Genomic DNA, 16,612 nt, shown 5'->3' with positions numbered 1-16,612 from the left:
CGCCTGTCACAATGTCAGCGGCGATAATCGAACCAGAATTCTACTGAGACCCGGCTGCCCGCGTAATCGCCAGGGAGGGGACCGAAGGTGTCGATGCGCTGCAGGGCGCGAAGCGCCGACTGGTCAAGCGAGGGCACGCCACTCGATTGCGAAAGCTGAACGTTGCTGGGCCGCCCGCTGCGATCGATATCGAATGTGACGTACACGCGACGTGCGCTGGTAATGCGGGGATCGATCTCGTACTTCAGCCAGTTCTCGGACACCTTCTGCTGGACAACGCGCACGTACCAGGCATAACGGCTGCCGAAATCGCCACCCGTGCCGGTGAATCCGAATCCGCCCTTGGCTCCGCCTGCGTTAAACGCGCCATAAGGACCGCTGACAGGTCCTCCCTGTCCGAAGGGAATCACGTTGGCTTCCTCGACGGGCGCTGGACGCGGCTTGGCCTGCGGCTTAGGGCGGGGAGGCAGCGCCTTCGGCTGGGGCAGGGTGGACTTGGTATCACGCGCGGGGATGGGGATAGCCTCGGGAGCTTCCGGTTCCTTTACCTCGGGCAGAGACTGGGTAACACCCTTGGACTCATTGGCCAGAATGTTTTCTGTCTGCGTTTGCGGAGATGGAAGCGGGATGCTGCTGACGATCGTGGCGCTAATGGCATCGCCTTGGCCGTTTGTTCCCCAGCTCTCACCACTGGGCCGGGTGACGTAAGTCGCATAGAACAACGCCCCCGAGAACAGCAGGATGTGGAGGAACGTGGACAGCAGCAGGGTAGGGCCCCAGCGGTCGTGCTCCGTAAAGATGTCAGCGCGAGCTGCCATGTTCTTCGAGAGGCTGAGTCACAATGCTGACATTGGCAATGCCCGCCTGCTTCACCGCATCCATGACAGTGGCGAATGCGCCGAAGGGGACGTTCTCGTCAGCACGAACGAAGATGTACTGGCCTTGCGGATCGTGAATTTTCTGGCGAATCTTGGCTCCCACCTCGTTGATGTTTACCGGTTCATTGCCCAGGAAGACGCGTTGTTGTTTGTCTATGGAGATGACGAGCCGTTCCTCAGTGATCTGTTTGACGGTCTTGGTTTTGGGGACAGCCACTTCAATTCCAGACTGAAGCACCGGGGCGGTGACCATGAAGATGATCAGCAGCACAAGCACCACGTCTACCAGGGGCGTGACGTTGGGATCGGCGAGCGAGGTCTGAGTTCTGCCTTGTGAATTGGTGAAGGCCATTTATGCGCGATACTCCGGTTCCTGAACCGCTGCGGCCCCGCGCTGCACGGGTTGGGTCATGCCGCGCTCCATGGAATTGAGCATCTCGAGAGCGAAGTCGTCCATGCGTGCGCCAAACTGGCGAACCTCCGCCAGCAAATAGTTGTAGGCAATCACCGCCGGAATGGCGGCAAACAGACCGGCAGCGGTGGTGATGAGGGCTTCAGAGATGCCGGGGGCAACGGCTCTGAGAGTGGCGGCACCGGCGGTACCGAGTCCTTGAAAGGCATCGATGATGCCCCAAACGGTGCCGAACAGGCCAATGAAGGGGGTGACGGCGCCGGTGGAGGCAAGCCAGGGAAGACGGCGCTCGAGGCGAGTCAACTCCTCAGAAGAGGCCACCTGCATGGCACGTTGCACGCCCACGAGATTCCGAACCACGCCCCCCTGGCGCCTTACCTCCTCAATGCCGGATTCGAATACGGGCACCAGCGGGCTGGGCTTGAACTGTTCGGCGACAGCGGCGATGTCCTGGAAACGGTTGGCGCGGCGGAAGGCACGAACAAACCGCGAACTCTGGACCTTGGCGCGACTGAACCGACTCCATTTGGCAAGGATGATGGCCCAGGAAACCACGCTGAACACAAGCAGAATGATCAGAACGGCTTTAGCGACGAGGCCGGTCTGCGAGATCAGTTCCGTGATCTCGCCCCCGACAATGCTGGCAGAAAGCAGGGGAATGAACATCAGCTTCCTTTACTGAAAGAATGCGCGCCCAATCGTGCGATTACGTCGCCTCACGCAGGGCGCGAGGCGACGGCACGGGCGCGCCCAGATCCCTCGCTCGCCAAAAGAAGGCGGCTCGGGATGACAACGCAACTCCGAGCTTGATTATAGAACAGGCAAGCGGGACGGCTGGGCCGAGAAGCAGATGTACTTCGGCAGTCAACAGTGGCGGTATCGACACAATCCTCGACCGAGTATTCAGTGGAAATTGCATTTGCTAAACTGACAGCCACTCTCCCGGCAGGACGTATCGGTGCTACTGGAACTGCGCGTCGAGAACTATGCGGTTATCGATAGTGTAGTCGTGGAGTTTGCCTCGGGTCTGAACCTGCTTACCGGCGAAACCGGCGCCGGAAAATCCATCCTCATTGATGCACTGGCGCTGTTGCTGGGCGAAAAGGCGTCCAGCGATGTGATCCGTCATGGCGCGGAAAAGGCGGTAGTGTCTGGGGTGTTCGAACTCGAGGATGGCAAATGCGCGAGCATGGTTATGGAGAACAATGGGATTGAACCGGAGGGGGACCAGATCATCATTCGTCGAGAAATCCTGCCCAATGGGCGAGGGCGGGTACTGGTTTCAAACCAGCCTGCGACGGTTGCCGTGCTGAGGCAGTTGGCATCTTGCCTGGCGTCGATACATTCGCAGCGTGAATCAATTGTCTCATTCGACACAGGCACGCGGCTGGCGCTGCTGGACACTTATGCGGGCTCGAACCCTGCTCCGGTCGGAGAAGCGTTTGCTGCTTGGCGCGCATTGCGGGAAAGAATCGCCGAGTTGGAGAGCGACGAGCAGGATCGCCTGCGCATGGTCGACGTGTGGAGCTTCCAAAAGAAAGAGATTGAGGACGCGAGGCTTCAAGCGGGAGAAGATGAACGGCTGGAAGCGGAAAAACGGGTGCTGGCGAACGCGGAGAAGATTCACGGAGCTGCCCAGGCCGCCTTCCAGATTTTGTATGAAAACCGGGAATCTGCCGCCGCGCTGGTCAGGGCATCCTACCGCCACCTGCAGGAGGTGGCGCGCTACGATTCGAAGTTTCAGGAATCGCTATCGGGGTTAGAGTCGGCGCGGATCACTATTGAAGACATCGGAGATGCCTTGCGGGATTATGCGGATTCGGTTGAGGCTTCGCCGGAAAGACTGGCGGCGGTTGAGGATCGATTAGCGCTGATCGACCGCGTGAAACGCAAATACGGTCAGACCCTGGAAGCCGTGATCGCCTACGGGGCCGAGGTCTCGCGGAAGCTCAACGAAATAGAGAACAAGGACGAAATCCTGGGGAAGCTGAAGCAAGATCTGGCAATGGCTGCCGAATCCTACTTGGCGGCCGCACGCTCGGTCTCCCATGCGCGCTATCAGGCAGCCCATAAGCTGGAGAGGGTGGTTGAGGCACAAATCAATGAGTTGGCAATGAATGCCCGATTCAAGATCGAGGTCGTAGGGACTGACGATGAGGGGAACTGGACTGATGGGGGATTCGACCAGGTGAATTATCTGATCGCAACCAATACTGGCGAACCTCTCAGGCCGGTGGAGGAGATCGCTTCCGGCGGAGAGCTTTCACGGGTGATGTTGGCTCTGAAGGCAGCTGTGGAGGCGGGTAAATCGGGGCGAAGACGGACTTCGGGGGCACAGCGAACCCTGGTATTCGACGAGATCGATATCGGGATCGGTGGAAGCGCGGCGGAGGCGGTTGGGAGGAAGCTCAAAGAGCTTGCGCAGAATCAGCAGGTGCTATGCATTACCCATCTGCCGCAGATTGCCTCGTTTGCCGACCAGCACTATCTGATTGAGAAGCGCGAAATGGATGGACGGATGCGCACTGCGGTGCGGCGGCTGACAGAGCCGGGGAGGCGGGAGGAAATCGCCCGCATGCTCAGTGGGTCCCGGCTAACAGAGGCCTCCCGAAAGCATGCCGAACAACTGCTGAAGGCGAACGCGTGAGGAACGACTCCGAGGCAGGGGTACAAAGGCGGTCACTTTCCGCCGCCTCCGTTTACCGCTAAGATATCTCCAATCATTGCTAATCCCTACAGCCTGTGGTGCTTACGTTTGACGCGGGGCATCGCTGTCCGATACCCTAGCATCAGTAGGATTGGGGATAGCTGAGTTATAGCTACCGTTCAAAGGCAAGGAATGAAGACTTCGAATGGTTCCGGGAAGACCCTATTGCTGCTGAAGCCGAGGGGTTTTTGTGCCGGGGTGGTACGCGCTATCGATATCGTTCGCATTGCCCTGGAGACGTTTGGGCCTCCTATCTACGTGCGGAAGGAGATCGTCCATAACCGCTACGTGGTAGAGGAGTTGCAGGGGAAGGGCGCGATCTTCGTCGATACCGTGGAAGAGGTTCCGGCTGGCGAGCGGGTAATTTACAGCGCCCATGGGGTTTCACCGGAGGTCCGGGAGGCCAGCAAGAATCGCAGGCTGAGGGTAATCGATGCCACCTGTCCACTGGTCACTAAGGTGCACGTGGAGGCGGTGCGTTTTGCCAAGGAAGGCTATTCGCTGGTTCTCATTGGGCATCACGATCACGATGAAGTAATCGGGACCCTGGGAGAGGCCCCGCTGGTGACCCAAGTGGTGGGTTCGCCAGAAGATGTCCAGGAGTTGCACGTTCCCGATCCCGACAAAGTCGCCTATCTGACGCAGACAACCCTGAGCCTGGACGAGACGCGCGACATTATCGAGGCGCTCAAGCAGAAATATCCCAATATCCAGGGACCGGCAGCGCAAGACATCTGCTATGCGACTGAGAATCGGCAGACCGCGGTAAAACACGTATCTGGCGACGCAGATTTGCTGCTGGTGGTCGGCTCAGAAAACAGTTCCAATTCCAACCGTCTGGTTGAAGTAGCCCGCAACCTGGGCACAAGCTCTCACCTCATTGAAAACTACCGCGCGATCAAGCCGGAATGGCTGGAAGGCGTGAAAACAGTCGCTCTCACTGCAGGAGCGTCGGCGCCCGAATGCCTGGTGGAGGAGGTTGTGGAATACCTCTCTCAGCAGGGATTCACCGATTTGCGCGAGGTCGAAGTCATGCCGGAGAACGTCCGATTCGGCCTGCCGCCCGAGATTGTGGAAGCCATGGGCAGTGGATCGAAGTTGGTCTCGGTGGGCGATATCAAAACGGCAGCGACGGTGGAGTAATCCCGATTATGGAGAATGCTCCGGGAGCTATCCCTCCCACCCCGATGCGTTTTGGAAAACTGGATGACGTAACCAGCAGGGTGGCAGCGGCTATGGATGCCGCGCGCAAGTACCTTTTCTCCATTCAGCATGAAGATGGCTACTGGTGTGGCGAATTAGAGGCAGACACGACTCTAGAAGCCGATTACATCTTCATGCATACCCTGCTGGGGACAGGTGATCCCAAGACATTCCCGAAGGCGTGCCGCTGGATGCTCGAGCATCAGAACGAAGACGGGGGCTGGCCGATTTTTGCCGATGGGCCCTCGGAGGTCAGCGCCTCGGTTAAGACATATTTCGCTTTGAAATTATGCGGTTACCCCTCACATCATCCTGCGCTGACACGGGCGCGCAAGAGGATTCTTGAACTGGGGGGCGTTACAGCAACCAATACCTACACCAAGATCTATCTGTGCTTTTTCGGGCAGTACGACTGGGACGCGGTGCCGGCGGTTCCACCGGAGATCTGTCTCTTTCCCAAATGGTTCTGGTTCAACATCTACGAGATTTCTTCCTGGTCACGCGGCATTTTCATTCCCCTGGCGATCGTATACGCGAAGAAGCCGTTCAAGAAGATTCCCGCTGAAATGGGTATTGACGAGCTGTTCGTGGGTGGGAAAGAGCATGCCAACCTGCACCTGCGTTGGGCGAATCGTATTTTCAGCTGGCGAAACTTCTTCCTTTTCTGCGACCGTCTGACGCACTGGTTTGAACGCGTGCACATCCGGCCGCTGCGGTCGGTGGCACTTCGGGCGGCGGAAAAGTGGATGCTGGAACGGTTCGAGATGAGCGACGGTTTGGGCGCGATATTCCCGGCGATGATGAACGCGATCATCGCGCTTCGCTGCTTGGGATATTCGGTAGATGATCCGCAGTTCATTCGCGCCATGGACGAGCTGGAGAAGCTGGGCATCGAGGAAGAGACGACCTTCCGGCTTCAGCCGTGCAAATCGCCAGTGTGGGATTCGGCCTACGCTATGTTTGCGCTGGGAGAAAGCGGCGTGAGCCGCAATGATCCGCGCCTGGTCGCTGCTGCAGACTGGGTACTGAAGAAGCAGATCACCCATAAGGGGGATTGGTCGGTCAAGAACAAGAAGGCGCAGCCTGGGGGCTGGTACTTCGAGTTCAACAATGAGTTTTATCCCGACGTGGATGACACGGCGCAAGTCTGCCTGGCATTGAATTATGTGGATCACAGCAATGAGCGTTATCAATACGAATCCGTGCAGCGAGCGATCGCGTGGGTATTTTCAATGCAGTGCAAGGATGGGGGCTGGGCATCGTTCGACAAAGACAATGACAAGATGGTCTTTCAGTACATCCCGTTTGCCGATCACAATGCCATGCTGGACCCAGCGACTGTAGATATCACCAGCCGCGTACTGGAGATGCTGGCAGCTTACGGTTACACGCGCAAAGACAAACGGGTCGAGCGCGCGGTTCAGTTCATCCTCAACCAGCAGGAGCCAGACGGCTCATGGTTTGGCCGCTGGGGATGCAACTACATTTACGGAACCATGCTGTGCTTGCGTGCCCTGGACGGGATTGGCGTGGACCACAACGAGCCCTATATCCAGCAGGCGGCGGAATGGCTGCGCATGGTGCAAAATGGCGATGGCGGCTGGGGCGAAAGCCTGTGGTCGTATCACGATCCGAACACGCGGGGCGTTGGACCAAGCACGGCGTCGCAAACCGCCTGGGCGGTTCTGGGGCTGCTGGCAGCGGGAGATACCCGCAGCGACGCGGTGCATCGCGGAATCGCGTACCTACTCAAAACGCAGCGCAAGAATGGTTGCTGGTGGGAGAAGCCGTACACGGGAACCGGATTCCCGAAGGTCTTCTATTTGAAGTACTGCATGTACGCAGAATACTTCCCGCTGTTGGCGCTTGCGACCTACGCCAAGGTGATGACTGAGTGTCAGAATCAGCAGTCAGTTACGGCCACGCAGGCGAGCCCGAAGGCCGCGAACTATTGAGTGCTCGTGAATTTCCGATGAGTGAACCCGGTCTGCCGATCGAGGAAGGTTTGCCTCAATTCTGCTCTCCTAAGGCGACGACTACGACCGGGGCGGCTTCATATTCTGCCGAAGCGTCCAGTGAGAGACGTACGAGTGGGAGCGATACACCGTCGATCCTGGTTACGGGTGCTACCGGATTCGTCGGCAGTCATGTAGCGCGATTGCTGGCTTCGCAGGGAGCAGTGCTGCGACTGCTGGTTCGTCCAGCAAGTCGCAAAGAGAATATTGCAGAGCTGAATGCCGATCAGGCGATCGGTGACTTGCGTGATCCGTTATCGCTGAAGAGAGCGATGTCGGGCTGCGAGTTCGTATTCCATGTCGCCGCCGACTACCGCCTCTGGACACGGAACGCCGCCGACGTCCAGGACATGTACCGGTCTAACGTCGAGGGCACACGTGCGATTCTGCAAGCCGCGCGAGAGGCGGGAGTGCGGCGAGTTGTTTACACCAGTAGCGTAGCCACTATGGGTTTCCGTCCCGCGCTAGAGTTCGCTGACGAAAATTCGCCGGTGTCTCTGAGCGAGATGATAGGCCATTACAAGCGCTCGAAATTCCTGGCAGAGCAGGTAGCTCTTGAAGCGGGGAGAATGGGTGCTGATGTTGTTGTCGTATGTCCGAGCACGCCGGTGGGCGAGCAGGACATCAAGCCGACTCCTACTGGACGAATTATTGTGGACTTCCTCAACCGGAAGTTTCCAGCCTATGTCGACACTGGGTTGAACCTGGTCGATGTGGTCGAGTGCGCTCGCGGCCATGTGGCTGCGATGGACAAAGGCAGGACGGGCGAGCGCTACATACTCGGCGGAGAAAACCTCAGCCTGAAGCAAATTCTGGAGAAGCTGGCTGCGATCACGGGAATTCCAGCACCCACGCTCAAGCTGCCGTATGCGGTGGCGCTGGGGTTTGGTGTTCTGGATACCTGCTTCACGGGCTTTCTGCTCGGGCGCGAACCGCGCGCGACGATCGATGCCGTTCGTATGGGACGCAAGAAGATGTATGTGTCCTCAGCAAAGGCAGAACGTGAATTGGGATGGTCCATAGTCGCGGTCGATGGTGCGTTAAGGCGGGCGGTAGGATGGTTCCGTAGTCATGATTATGTCGCCGCTTGAGAAGATCGGGATAATCTCGGCGATGGAGCAGGAAGTTGCTCCTATGTTGAAGATGTGGCGTCGCGAAACGCTGGCGCATGAAGGCCGTGGCTACCGCCTCTTTCGTTCGCCTTCCGGTTCGGAGGTTTACGTGGCGTGCGGCATCGGCCGGGGTTGGGGCATGAAGGCAACTGAGGCGCTGATCGCGGCGGAGGATGTGCAGGCGATCATCTCAGCTGGATTTGCGGGAGCGCTTACACCCGAGAGAAAGATTGGCGACCTGATCGAACCAGGAACGGTGATCGATGCGGAGACGGGTGATCGTTTTGCGAGTGTTAATGGCGGCAATCTCGCCCTCGTGAGCGCATCACAGGTAGTTGGCCGGGAAACAAAAAAACAACTGACTGCGCGGTATGGAGCTGAAGCGGTCGACATGGAGGCTGCAGCGGTGGCCCGGATTGCTCAGCAGCATGAAATCGCGTTTTACGCCATCAAATCGATTTCTGACGAATTGGAGTTCCTGATGCCGCCCTTCAATCATTTCATCAACCGGGACGGTGGATTGGAGATGGCGCGTTTTGCGGTATGTGTAGCTTTGCGGCCTCAATACTGGCCCTCCGTAGTCCGCCTGGGAATAAATTCCCGGCGTGCGGCTGCGGAACTCTGTAAAGGGCTGGTGCGTGTAATGGCTGATATCAGTTCCGGCCGTAAGAGCATCGTGAATGCATAGCTACATCGAATGATTAAAGGCATGTCGACTGCGACACAAATCCAACGCCAGACTGCCGCGGCCAGGATACCGGCGACGATGAAGGCGGCCGTCTATCATGGAGTGAACGATGTTCGCATCGAGCAGGTGCCGGTTCCAAAAATTGGCCGGGGAGAACTTCTCGTACGTGTACACACCTGTGGCATTTGCGGCACCGATTTGAAGAAGATTGCTACCGGTTCCCACAGTGCGCCGCGGATTTTCGGCCACGAAACGACTGGAGTAGTGGCGGCGGTCGGTGAAGGGGTTACTCGGTTCCAGCCTGGCGATCGAGTCGCAGTGTTTCATCACATTCCTTGCGGCGAATGCTACTACTGCCGTCACAAGGTGTTTGCTCAGTGTCCGGTGTACAAGAAGGTTGGCGCGACGGCTGGATTCGAACCCAGCGGCGGTGGATTCGCCGAATACGTGCGGGTGCTGGACTGGATTGTGGAGAAAGGCGTGGTCCTAATTCCCGAGGGAGTTTCTTTTGAGCAGGCATCCTTTATAGAGCCGGTGAACACCTGCATGAAGGGAATTGAGACGCTGCGACTGGAACCGGGCGAGCGTGTTGTGGTGATGGGACAGGGTCCGATCGGAATCATTCTCGGGATTCTGGCGCAACGAGCAGGCGCCCGTGTAATAACTTCCGATTTAATCCCCCGGAGGCTTACAATAGCGAAAGGGTTCGGACTCCAAGAAGTTATAGAGGCTTCGCGTGCGGATACTGTGGTCTCGGTGCGGAAATGGACAGAAGGACGCGGAGCCGATGCAGCAATCCTAGCCGTGCCGGGATCCTCTTTGATTCGTACTGCTATGGAGGCTACGCGTCCTGGTGGACGAATTCTGTTATTTGCCCAGACCGTTCGTGGAGAGGCGGTGATTGATCCCGCCTCGATTTGCGTGGACGAGAAGAGTCTTCTGGGTTCGTATAGCGCTTCTATCGATCTTCAGGATGAATCGGTGGATTGGGTTTTCAGGAGGAGGGTAGACCTGGAATCGCTCATCAGCCACCGCTTCCCCTTGGTGGAGGCGGTAGAAGCGTTGAACCTGGCTGCCCACCCCCAGCCGGATACGCTGAAGCTGGTGATCCAACCGGGCAGCGGTTCGGAAGGATAAGCAAGAGTGAATGGACACATGACAGCAGCCGTCCTCTATGGCAAAGAGGACGTGAAAATTGAAAAAGTTCCTATTCCCCGGCTCGGTGAAGGGGAAATCCTCATAAAAGTACAAGTCGCGCTGACCTGCGGCACCGATCTTAAGGTGTACCAGCGGGGTTATCACGCACGCATGATAGTGCCGCCCGCTTTGTTTGGGCATGAACTGGCGGGCACGGTGGAAGAAGTCGGAGGCAATGTTCGAGGACTCAAGAAAGGGATGCGGGTTGTCGCCTTGAACTCCGCTCCCTGCGGGATGTGTTTTTATTGCTCCAAGCATCAGGAGAACCTCTGCGAAGACCTGCTCTTCAACAATGGCGCCTACGCCGAATACATCAAGATTCCGCGCCGGATTGTTGAGACCAACATGCTGGCGATCCCCGGGTATGTGACTTATGAAGAGGCGGCAATGGTTGAGCCGCTGGCTTGCGTGTTACGCGGTCTGCACGAGACTCAAGTCGAAATTGGTGACACGGTGGCAGTAATCGGGGGTGGCCCGGTTGGCCTGATGTTCGTGCAAGCGGCCAAGCTGACGGGCTGCAACGTGATTTCGGTGGTCAAGCGCGATTCCCAGGTTTCGTTTTCCAAGCGGCTAGGTGCCGATGAAACCGTGCAAATAACGCAGACGGCAGATCCAGTGGCCGCGGTGCGCGCACTCACACCGGACCGCCGTGGCGCCGATGTGGTAATTGAGGCTGTGGGCCGTCCGCAGGCCTGGGAGTGGGCCATCGACATGGTTCGTAAGGGTGGAACGGTGAACTTCTTTGGCGGCTGCGCCAGTGGCACCAAAGTTAACCTGGATACAAATCGGTTGCATTACTCGGAAGTGACACTGAAAGCCACTTTCCATCACACGCCCGAGAGCGTGCGCAAGGCCTTTGCGCTGATTGCGGAAAAAAAGATTCGGGGTACGGACTACATTACTGGAGAAGCACCATTGTCCCGCCTGCAGCATGTACTGCGGCACATGCTGAATCGCAATGGTGACATCAAGACCGCTATTATCCCGGGCCACTGACCTTCAGGACACCAGCCGGGACGAACACAAAGGATCATCACGTCAGATTCTCGGGGTGAGCCTCGGTGTGTTTTGCAGGTAGAATCAGAAAGACGCCCGCGGAATGGAGTACATGCCGATCAGCGAAGGCACCTCGGCGAAACCTTTGGCCGGATGGGAAGCATTGCCGCCGGAATATGCCATTCCAGAGCGGATTCCAACACTGGAGCAAGCGCGAGCGTATTGCCGACGCCTGGCTACCAGCCACTACGAGAACTTCTCGGTTGTTACCTGGTTTCTACCCAAGCGGCTGCACCAGAATTTCTATAACGTGTATGCCTATTGCCGGATTTCTGACGATTTGGGCGACGAAGTGGGGAATCCGGAGGTGTCTCTAGGCCTCTTGAATCAGTGGGGGCGGGAGCTTGAGGCATGCTATCGCGGAGAAGCTCGACATCCTGTCTTCGTGGCATTAACGGAGACGATACGCGAATGTGACATCCCTAAGCAGCCGTTCGCAGATTTGCTGACAGCCTTTCGGCAGGATCAGATCGTTACACGATATGACACTTTCGAAGAGCTGCTCGGTTACTGCAAAAATTCGGCGAATCCTGTGGGACGGCTGGTGCTCTATGTCTGCGGATATTCCGACGCAATGCGCCAGCAGCTCTCTGATTACACATGTACGGCGCTGCAGTTGGCGAATTTCTGGCAGGATGTGGCTGTGGATTACGGGAAGGGCCGCATTTATCTTCCGCTAGCGGATATGCGGCGTTTCGGGGTAGCCGAGAGTCAGATTGCGGAACGACGGCCTACGCCGGAATTTCTGGCGATGATGAGGTTTGAGGTTGAACGCGCGCGGGAATGGTTTGGGCGAGGACTGCCGCTGGCTTCTACGCTAGAGAGAGAGATTGCAATTGATATCGAACTTTTCACTCGCGGCGGACAGGAGATCCTCAACGCGATTGAGCGCCAGGGCTTTGATGTGCTCAAAAGCCGTCCGGCGCTGAGCAAGGTTCAAAAAGCATTGTTGATTGCCAGGGCGGCTGCGCGGAGGCTGTTCTGACCACAGTCGCAGAGAGCAAGCAAGTTCCGGTGGTGAAGATTTCTCCTTCCCAACTCGCGGCAGCTTTTGGAGTGTGCCGCAGTATCACGCGCTCGCAAGCCAAGAACTTCTACTATGCCTTTCTGGTGCTACCGCGCCGAAAGCGGGATGCTCTGTGTGCTGTGTACGCGTTTATGCGCCATGCCGACGATCTTTCCGATGACCTGAGTCTTCCGGCCGAGCAGAAGCGAGCACGACTAGATGCGTGGCTTAGAGCTTTCCAGGAGGTCGCGTCCGGTGAAGCGACGGACGAACCTATTCTGATGGCCTTGGCCGACACCAAGCAGCGATACAAGATTCCTGCGGAATTGCTGGAAAAGCTGATTCACGGTACGCGCATGGATGTTGCCGAGGTCGCGGCAGGAAGGAAAGTTGGGCCAATCGTACTGTACCGAACCTTCGACCAACTTTATCAATACTGCTATCACGTCGCTTCCGTGGTGGGGCTGGTCTGCATCCGAATTTTCGGATATCGCGATGCGCGGGCCGAATTGCTGGCGGAGCGCACGGGCATCGCCTTTCAGCTGACGAACATCATCCGCGACGTGAAGGAGGATGCGGCGATGGGGCGCGTTTATCTGCCCGGGGACGATCTGATGCAGTACGGACTCAAGCCCGAGCATCTGCGGCAGGAGACGGATCCTTCATATCTGCGGCCGCTGCTCAAGTTCGAGGCCGATCGAGCGCGCGAGTATTACAAGTCTGGTGACGAACTCATCACCATGCTGGACGCTGAGAGCCGTCCCGCGATGTGGGTACTGCTGGAAATTTATCGGCAGTTGCTAGAGAAGATTGCAAAAAACGATTACCAGGTGTTCGGGAAGAAGATCCGCCTGACTACGCGTGAGAAGCTCAAGATCCTCGGCCAAGGCTGTATCCGCCGCCTCAAAGAATGACCCCATCCCCAACCAAGAAGACAGTGGCCATTGTCGGCGGAGGTCTGGCAGGGCTGGCAGCGGGTTGTGCGCTGGTCGAAGTGGGATTCGCCGTGCGTCTGTTCGAGCGCAAGCCTTATCTCGGAGGCAGGGCATCGTCGTATCAGCATCCGGCGACGGGCGAAGTCGTGGATAACTGCCAACACGTGTTGCTTGGCTGCTGCACGAATCTCATCGATTTTTACCGGCGCACCGCGACTGAAAATAAGATTCGTTGGTTCGAGCAGTTGATTTTTGTTGAGCCCGGCGGACGGCAATCGGTGATCAAGCCATCGCTTTTGCCCGAGCCGCTGCATACGGCGCCGTCTTTTTTGTCTGCGTCAGCGCTTTCGCTGCGCGACAAACTGGGCATCGCCCGGGCCATGCTCGCTTTGAGGCACGAGGTGCAGGATGACGGCCGCCAATCATTTCTCGATTGGTTGCACCAGCAGAGGCAGACTGAGCGGGCAATTGAACGTTTTTGGAAAGTGGTGCTGGTCAGCGCACTCAACGAAGACCTCGACCGCTGTTCCCCGAAGTACGCGGCCCATGTGTTCCGAGAGTCATTCTTGAAGTCGCGGGCGGGCGGGCGCATGGGAATTCCTGCGATTCCGCTGAGCGATCTCTATGGCGCCGCTGGTGAGTTCATCCGGGACCGAGGCGGCGATGTGAACCTGCGCTGCGGGGTGGAGCGTTTTCGGGCACAAGCGGATCAGGTTGGAGTCAGCTGCGGTGGGCAGGAGGTCGCGACAGACTATGTTGTCTTAGCAGCGCCGTTCAACGTCCTGCCGCAGTTGCTTCCAGAGGAGCGGCAATCCGAGGCGCTGCGGGCGATGTTAAGTCATTTTGAGAGTTCGCCGATCACGGGAATCCACTTATGGTTCGACCGGCAGATCACAAATCTGGAACATGCCGTGCTTTTGGATCGGAATATCCAGTGGATGTTCCATAAATCGAAGCTGCTGGGGCGAGGTGATTCCGGAAGCTATGTGGAGCTGGTGATCAGCTCTTCGAAGAAGCAGGTGGAGATGGGGCGGCAGGAGATCATCGATATGGCGATGCGGGAGCTGGCGGAATTCTTTCCCAAGGCAGCTGACGCCAGGCTGGAGAAAGCGACTGTGATCAAGGAGGTGCACGCGACGTATTCGCCGCGGCCAGGGCTGGATGAATATCGCCCGGGGCCGCAGTCGGAATGGCCTCGCGTGTTTCTCGCTGGAGATTGGACGGCCACAGGTTGGCCTGCCACAATGGAGGGAGCGGTGCGCAGCGGATACAGGGCGGCAGAGGCGATATGTAAAGCGGCAGGACAGTACTGCAAGTTTCTCGTGGCCGATCTGCCGGCAGCGGGATTGAGCAGGCTAATGATGTAGCTGTTCTCTAAGGGTACTGCCGAGAAGCAGCGCGCGAAGTTGGAGCATGCAGCTTCGGATCACTACAGAAACATAAGGTCCTTCGACTCGGTCCTCGTCTTCATACTCGGCCGTCGCCCAGCATGACCGGTTCGGGGAACCTGGGATAAGCGTCGAGCTGGGCTCGGCCTGGACGAACGGGAACGTCCGTTTCCTACGCGAATTTAGGTGACCAAATGGCAGCGCCCCCTAATGCTAGGCAGTCGCCAGTTGTGCCGGTGCTCGCGTCAGGCGATCGCGAATCAGAAAGAGCAAATAGATGATGACGCCGATCTGCAAGCCGGCGCCGATCAGTGCAGTTTCAATCTGTCCGTGAACCAGTGCTCCGGCCGGAGTTAGCAGGCAGAAACCTGACGAAGCCATTGACCGAGATGCCTGTGCCAGAGGGGTGGTGATGACTCCCGCAGCAAAATAGTAGAGCCAGACCAGCAGGATCCCTTTGACGATCGGATTCTTCATCTTCGTCAGAGTGCACCATTGGAGGAAGAGCACGTCGCGAGTGGCGTAAACCAAAAAGACCATCAGCGAGAGTCCCGAATGTCCAAGTGACCAGTTGTCAAAGGGTACGGCAGACCGCGCCGAGGCCGCTTCCAGCCAGAGCGCCACGAACGCCAGGGCCGCCGCCAGTGCCATCCATGGCCAAGGCGGGCCGTTTTCTGACAAGTAAGATTGCCGTCCGGCGTGGTAATCGCGAAACCATATCTTGAGGCGTTCCGGTGGCGTCAGGGTCGCAAGGCCAACCGCATAGAAAATCAGATTATTGAAAGCCAAATGGACAATCGTCGCCGGCTCCACGCCGAACGAATATGGGGAGCGAGTACCGAGCAGAGCTGCGGGATCCAAAAAGCCGAGCATCAGCAGGTTCAGATAAGCAGCCAGTCCGATGGCTTGCCAGCGCGAGAGCAACTGAATTTCTTCCCGCTCGCGCTTCAAATTGCGCAGCAGCGCCACTACGATCCAGGCTCCAAGAGAAACATAGAGCAGCAGGGAAAGAGAGAGCAGTGGCACGTGCACGCCAAAGAAAGGCGCGGTAGAGGGAACAGAAGTGTACGCATGATACAAGGGAAGAAGTCCGGGAACGATGGTAAGAGCAGCAACTCCCGGGTAAGGGAAACCGAAGCGGCCGGTCATGCCGATCAGAGTGAAGGGCATAAGCCAGAACCAGACTATGAGCAGGGCTCCTCCGGCGCGTGGTTTTTGAACCAGCATGGAGACCAGCAATCCCACCAGCGACAAGAACACTACGAACACAAAAAGCAGGAAGTAGGTCACCAGCATGGCGGAAAGGGGCACTTGCGATCCCAAGCCGGCGGCAATGGCGAACGGAACCGTGCATCCGACGGCGAAGTACGCCATGATGGGCACGCCGAATACCATCCCAACAAGCAATTCGCCAGCCGTTAAGCGAGTGGTGCGCAGGAAATCGTAGGTCTTCAGAAGACGCTCGCCGGCGATCGACTGCGTGGTGGAGGAGAGGCACCAGAGGCTCAGCACCAAGGCTTGCGGGATCAAGATCCAAAAGAAGACGGAGTTGCTTTCAGGCGTCCGCCCGGAGTAGGGTCCGGCCGTGGTCATCTGCGAGTGCAAGATGGAAATCAGGAAGCACAGTACGTAAGACAAGCCGGCCGCCAGCGCCATGCGCGGGGCACGCAACTCGGAGCGGACATGGCGCAGCAGTTCCGGATTTCGCCGCAGCAGGTTCACTACATCACCTCGTTGGTGGAGAGCTTGAGATAGAGCTCTTCGACTGTCTGCTTCACTTCGCTGAAAGAGAGAACGCGAACCCCTCGGGCGGTGAGTTCGCCCGGAATCTGAGCTAGTTGCTCATCGCTCCCGGTGAAGCGGAACACAGCCTCGGAATCCTGCACGGTAACGTTCGACACGTTGGGAAGCGCGGCCAGAATGCTTCTCGCATCGGCAGTTCCTACCCAGCTCACCCGTACTACTTTGTACCGGCTTTCAGCGGCGGTGATCTCGTCGAGCTTGCCGCTGCGCAC

15 protein-coding genes are annotated in these 16,612 nt (G+C 57.7%); 10 read left to right on the top strand and 5 right to left on the bottom strand.

The window, feature by feature from the left end; genetic code table 11:
* Positions 1 to 14 precede the first annotated feature (14 nt).
* From VEG30_18245 to VEG30_18235, 3 genes are read right to left on the bottom strand one after another with little or no spacing between them, the layout of a single operon-like run.
* On the bottom strand, positions 15 to 818 hold the full coding sequence (locus tag VEG30_18245) for a TonB family protein (GenBank protein HXZ81875.1): 804 nt from the start codon (positions 816 to 818) through the stop codon (positions 15 to 17).
* On the bottom strand, positions 802 to 1,230 hold the full coding sequence (locus VEG30_18240; protein HXZ81874.1) for a biopolymer transporter ExbD: 429 nt from the start codon (positions 1,228 to 1,230) through the stop codon (positions 802 to 804). Before VEG30_18240 ends, VEG30_18245 begins: the two co-directional genes overlap by 17 nt.
* On the bottom strand, positions 1,231 to 1,956 hold the full coding sequence (locus tag VEG30_18235) for a MotA/TolQ/ExbB proton channel family protein (protein ID HXZ81873.1): 726 nt from the start codon (positions 1,954 to 1,956) through the stop codon (positions 1,231 to 1,233).
* Positions 1,957 to 2,248: 292 nt separating this feature from the next.
* Here VEG30_18235 and recN point away from each other — a divergent pair, with 292 nt between their 5' ends.
* From recN to hpnE, 10 genes are all read left to right on the top strand, one after another.
* Entirely contained in the window at positions 2,249 to 3,937 is a 1,689-nt protein-coding gene (gene recN / locus VEG30_18230) for a DNA repair protein RecN (GenBank protein HXZ81872.1), read from the top strand.
* 192 nt (positions 3,938 to 4,129) lie between these two features.
* The gene (locus VEG30_18225; GenBank protein HXZ81871.1) at positions 4,130 to 5,140 is read left to right on the top strand and encodes a 4-hydroxy-3-methylbut-2-enyl diphosphate reductase; all 1,011 of its coding nucleotides are present in this window, start codon (positions 4,130 to 4,132) and stop codon (positions 5,138 to 5,140) included.
* Positions 5,141 to 5,148: 8 nt separating this feature from the next.
* Entirely contained in the window at positions 5,149 to 7,155 is a 2,007-nt protein-coding gene (gene shc / locus VEG30_18220; GenBank protein ID HXZ81870.1) for a squalene--hopene cyclase, read from the top strand.
* Positions 7,156 to 7,172: 17 nt separating this feature from the next.
* Entirely contained in the window at positions 7,173 to 8,306 is a 1,134-nt protein-coding gene (hpnA, locus tag VEG30_18215) for a hopanoid-associated sugar epimerase (protein ID HXZ81869.1), read from the top strand.
* Positions 8,287 to 9,015 carry a hypothetical protein gene (locus tag VEG30_18210; protein ID HXZ81868.1) on the top strand — a complete coding sequence of 243 codons (729 nt, stop codon included), beginning with the start codon at positions 8,287 to 8,289 and terminating at the stop codon, positions 9,013 to 9,015. Before hpnA ends, VEG30_18210 begins: the two co-directional genes overlap by 20 nt.
* A gap of 21 nt (positions 9,016 to 9,036) precedes the next feature.
* On the top strand, positions 9,037 to 10,152 hold the full coding sequence (locus tag VEG30_18205; GenBank protein HXZ81867.1) for a zinc-dependent dehydrogenase: 1,116 nt from the start codon (positions 9,037 to 9,039) through the stop codon (positions 10,150 to 10,152).
* Positions 10,153 to 10,170: 18 nt separating this feature from the next.
* Positions 10,171 to 11,208 (top strand): zinc-binding dehydrogenase, encoded by a 1,038-nt coding sequence (locus tag VEG30_18200; protein HXZ81866.1) that lies wholly within the window; start codon positions 10,171 to 10,173, stop codon positions 11,206 to 11,208.
* Positions 11,209 to 11,320: 112 nt separating this feature from the next.
* The gene (gene hpnC / locus VEG30_18195) at positions 11,321 to 12,253 is read left to right on the top strand and encodes a squalene synthase HpnC (protein HXZ81865.1); all 933 of its coding nucleotides are present in this window, start codon (positions 11,321 to 11,323) and stop codon (positions 12,251 to 12,253) included.
* A 29-nt stretch (positions 12,254 to 12,282) separates the two neighbouring features.
* Positions 12,283 to 13,188 carry a phytoene/squalene synthase family protein gene (locus VEG30_18190; GenBank protein ID HXZ81864.1) on the top strand — a complete coding sequence of 302 codons (906 nt, stop codon included), beginning with the start codon at positions 12,283 to 12,285 and terminating at the stop codon, positions 13,186 to 13,188.
* Positions 13,185 to 14,576, top strand: coding sequence for a hydroxysqualene dehydroxylase HpnE (gene hpnE, locus VEG30_18185; protein ID HXZ81863.1), 1,392 nt, complete (start codon positions 13,185 to 13,187; stop codon positions 14,574 to 14,576). The genes VEG30_18190 and hpnE overlap by 4 nt, the downstream gene beginning before the upstream one ends.
* 234 nt (positions 14,577 to 14,810) lie before the next feature.
* Here hpnE and VEG30_18180 read toward each other — a convergent pair whose 3' ends face one another.
* Together VEG30_18180 and VEG30_18175 are read right to left on the bottom strand one after the other, a co-directional pair.
* Positions 14,811 to 16,319 carry a hypothetical protein gene (locus tag VEG30_18180; protein HXZ81862.1) on the bottom strand — a complete coding sequence of 503 codons (1,509 nt, stop codon included), beginning with the start codon at positions 16,317 to 16,319 and terminating at the stop codon, positions 14,811 to 14,813.
* Positions 16,319 to 16,612, bottom strand: a 294-nt coding sequence (locus tag VEG30_18175) for a DUF4162 domain-containing protein (GenBank protein ID HXZ81861.1), incomplete at its 5' end; no start/stop codon positions are given. The genes VEG30_18180 and VEG30_18175, both read right to left, overlap by 1 nt.

It is taken from the genome of Terriglobales bacterium (assembly GCA_035624455.1).
In the GTDB taxonomy this organism is placed as follows: domain Bacteria; phylum Acidobacteriota; class Terriglobia; order Terriglobales; family Acidobacteriaceae; genus DASPRM01.
This window is presented reverse-complemented; position numbering and strand designations above follow the sequence as displayed.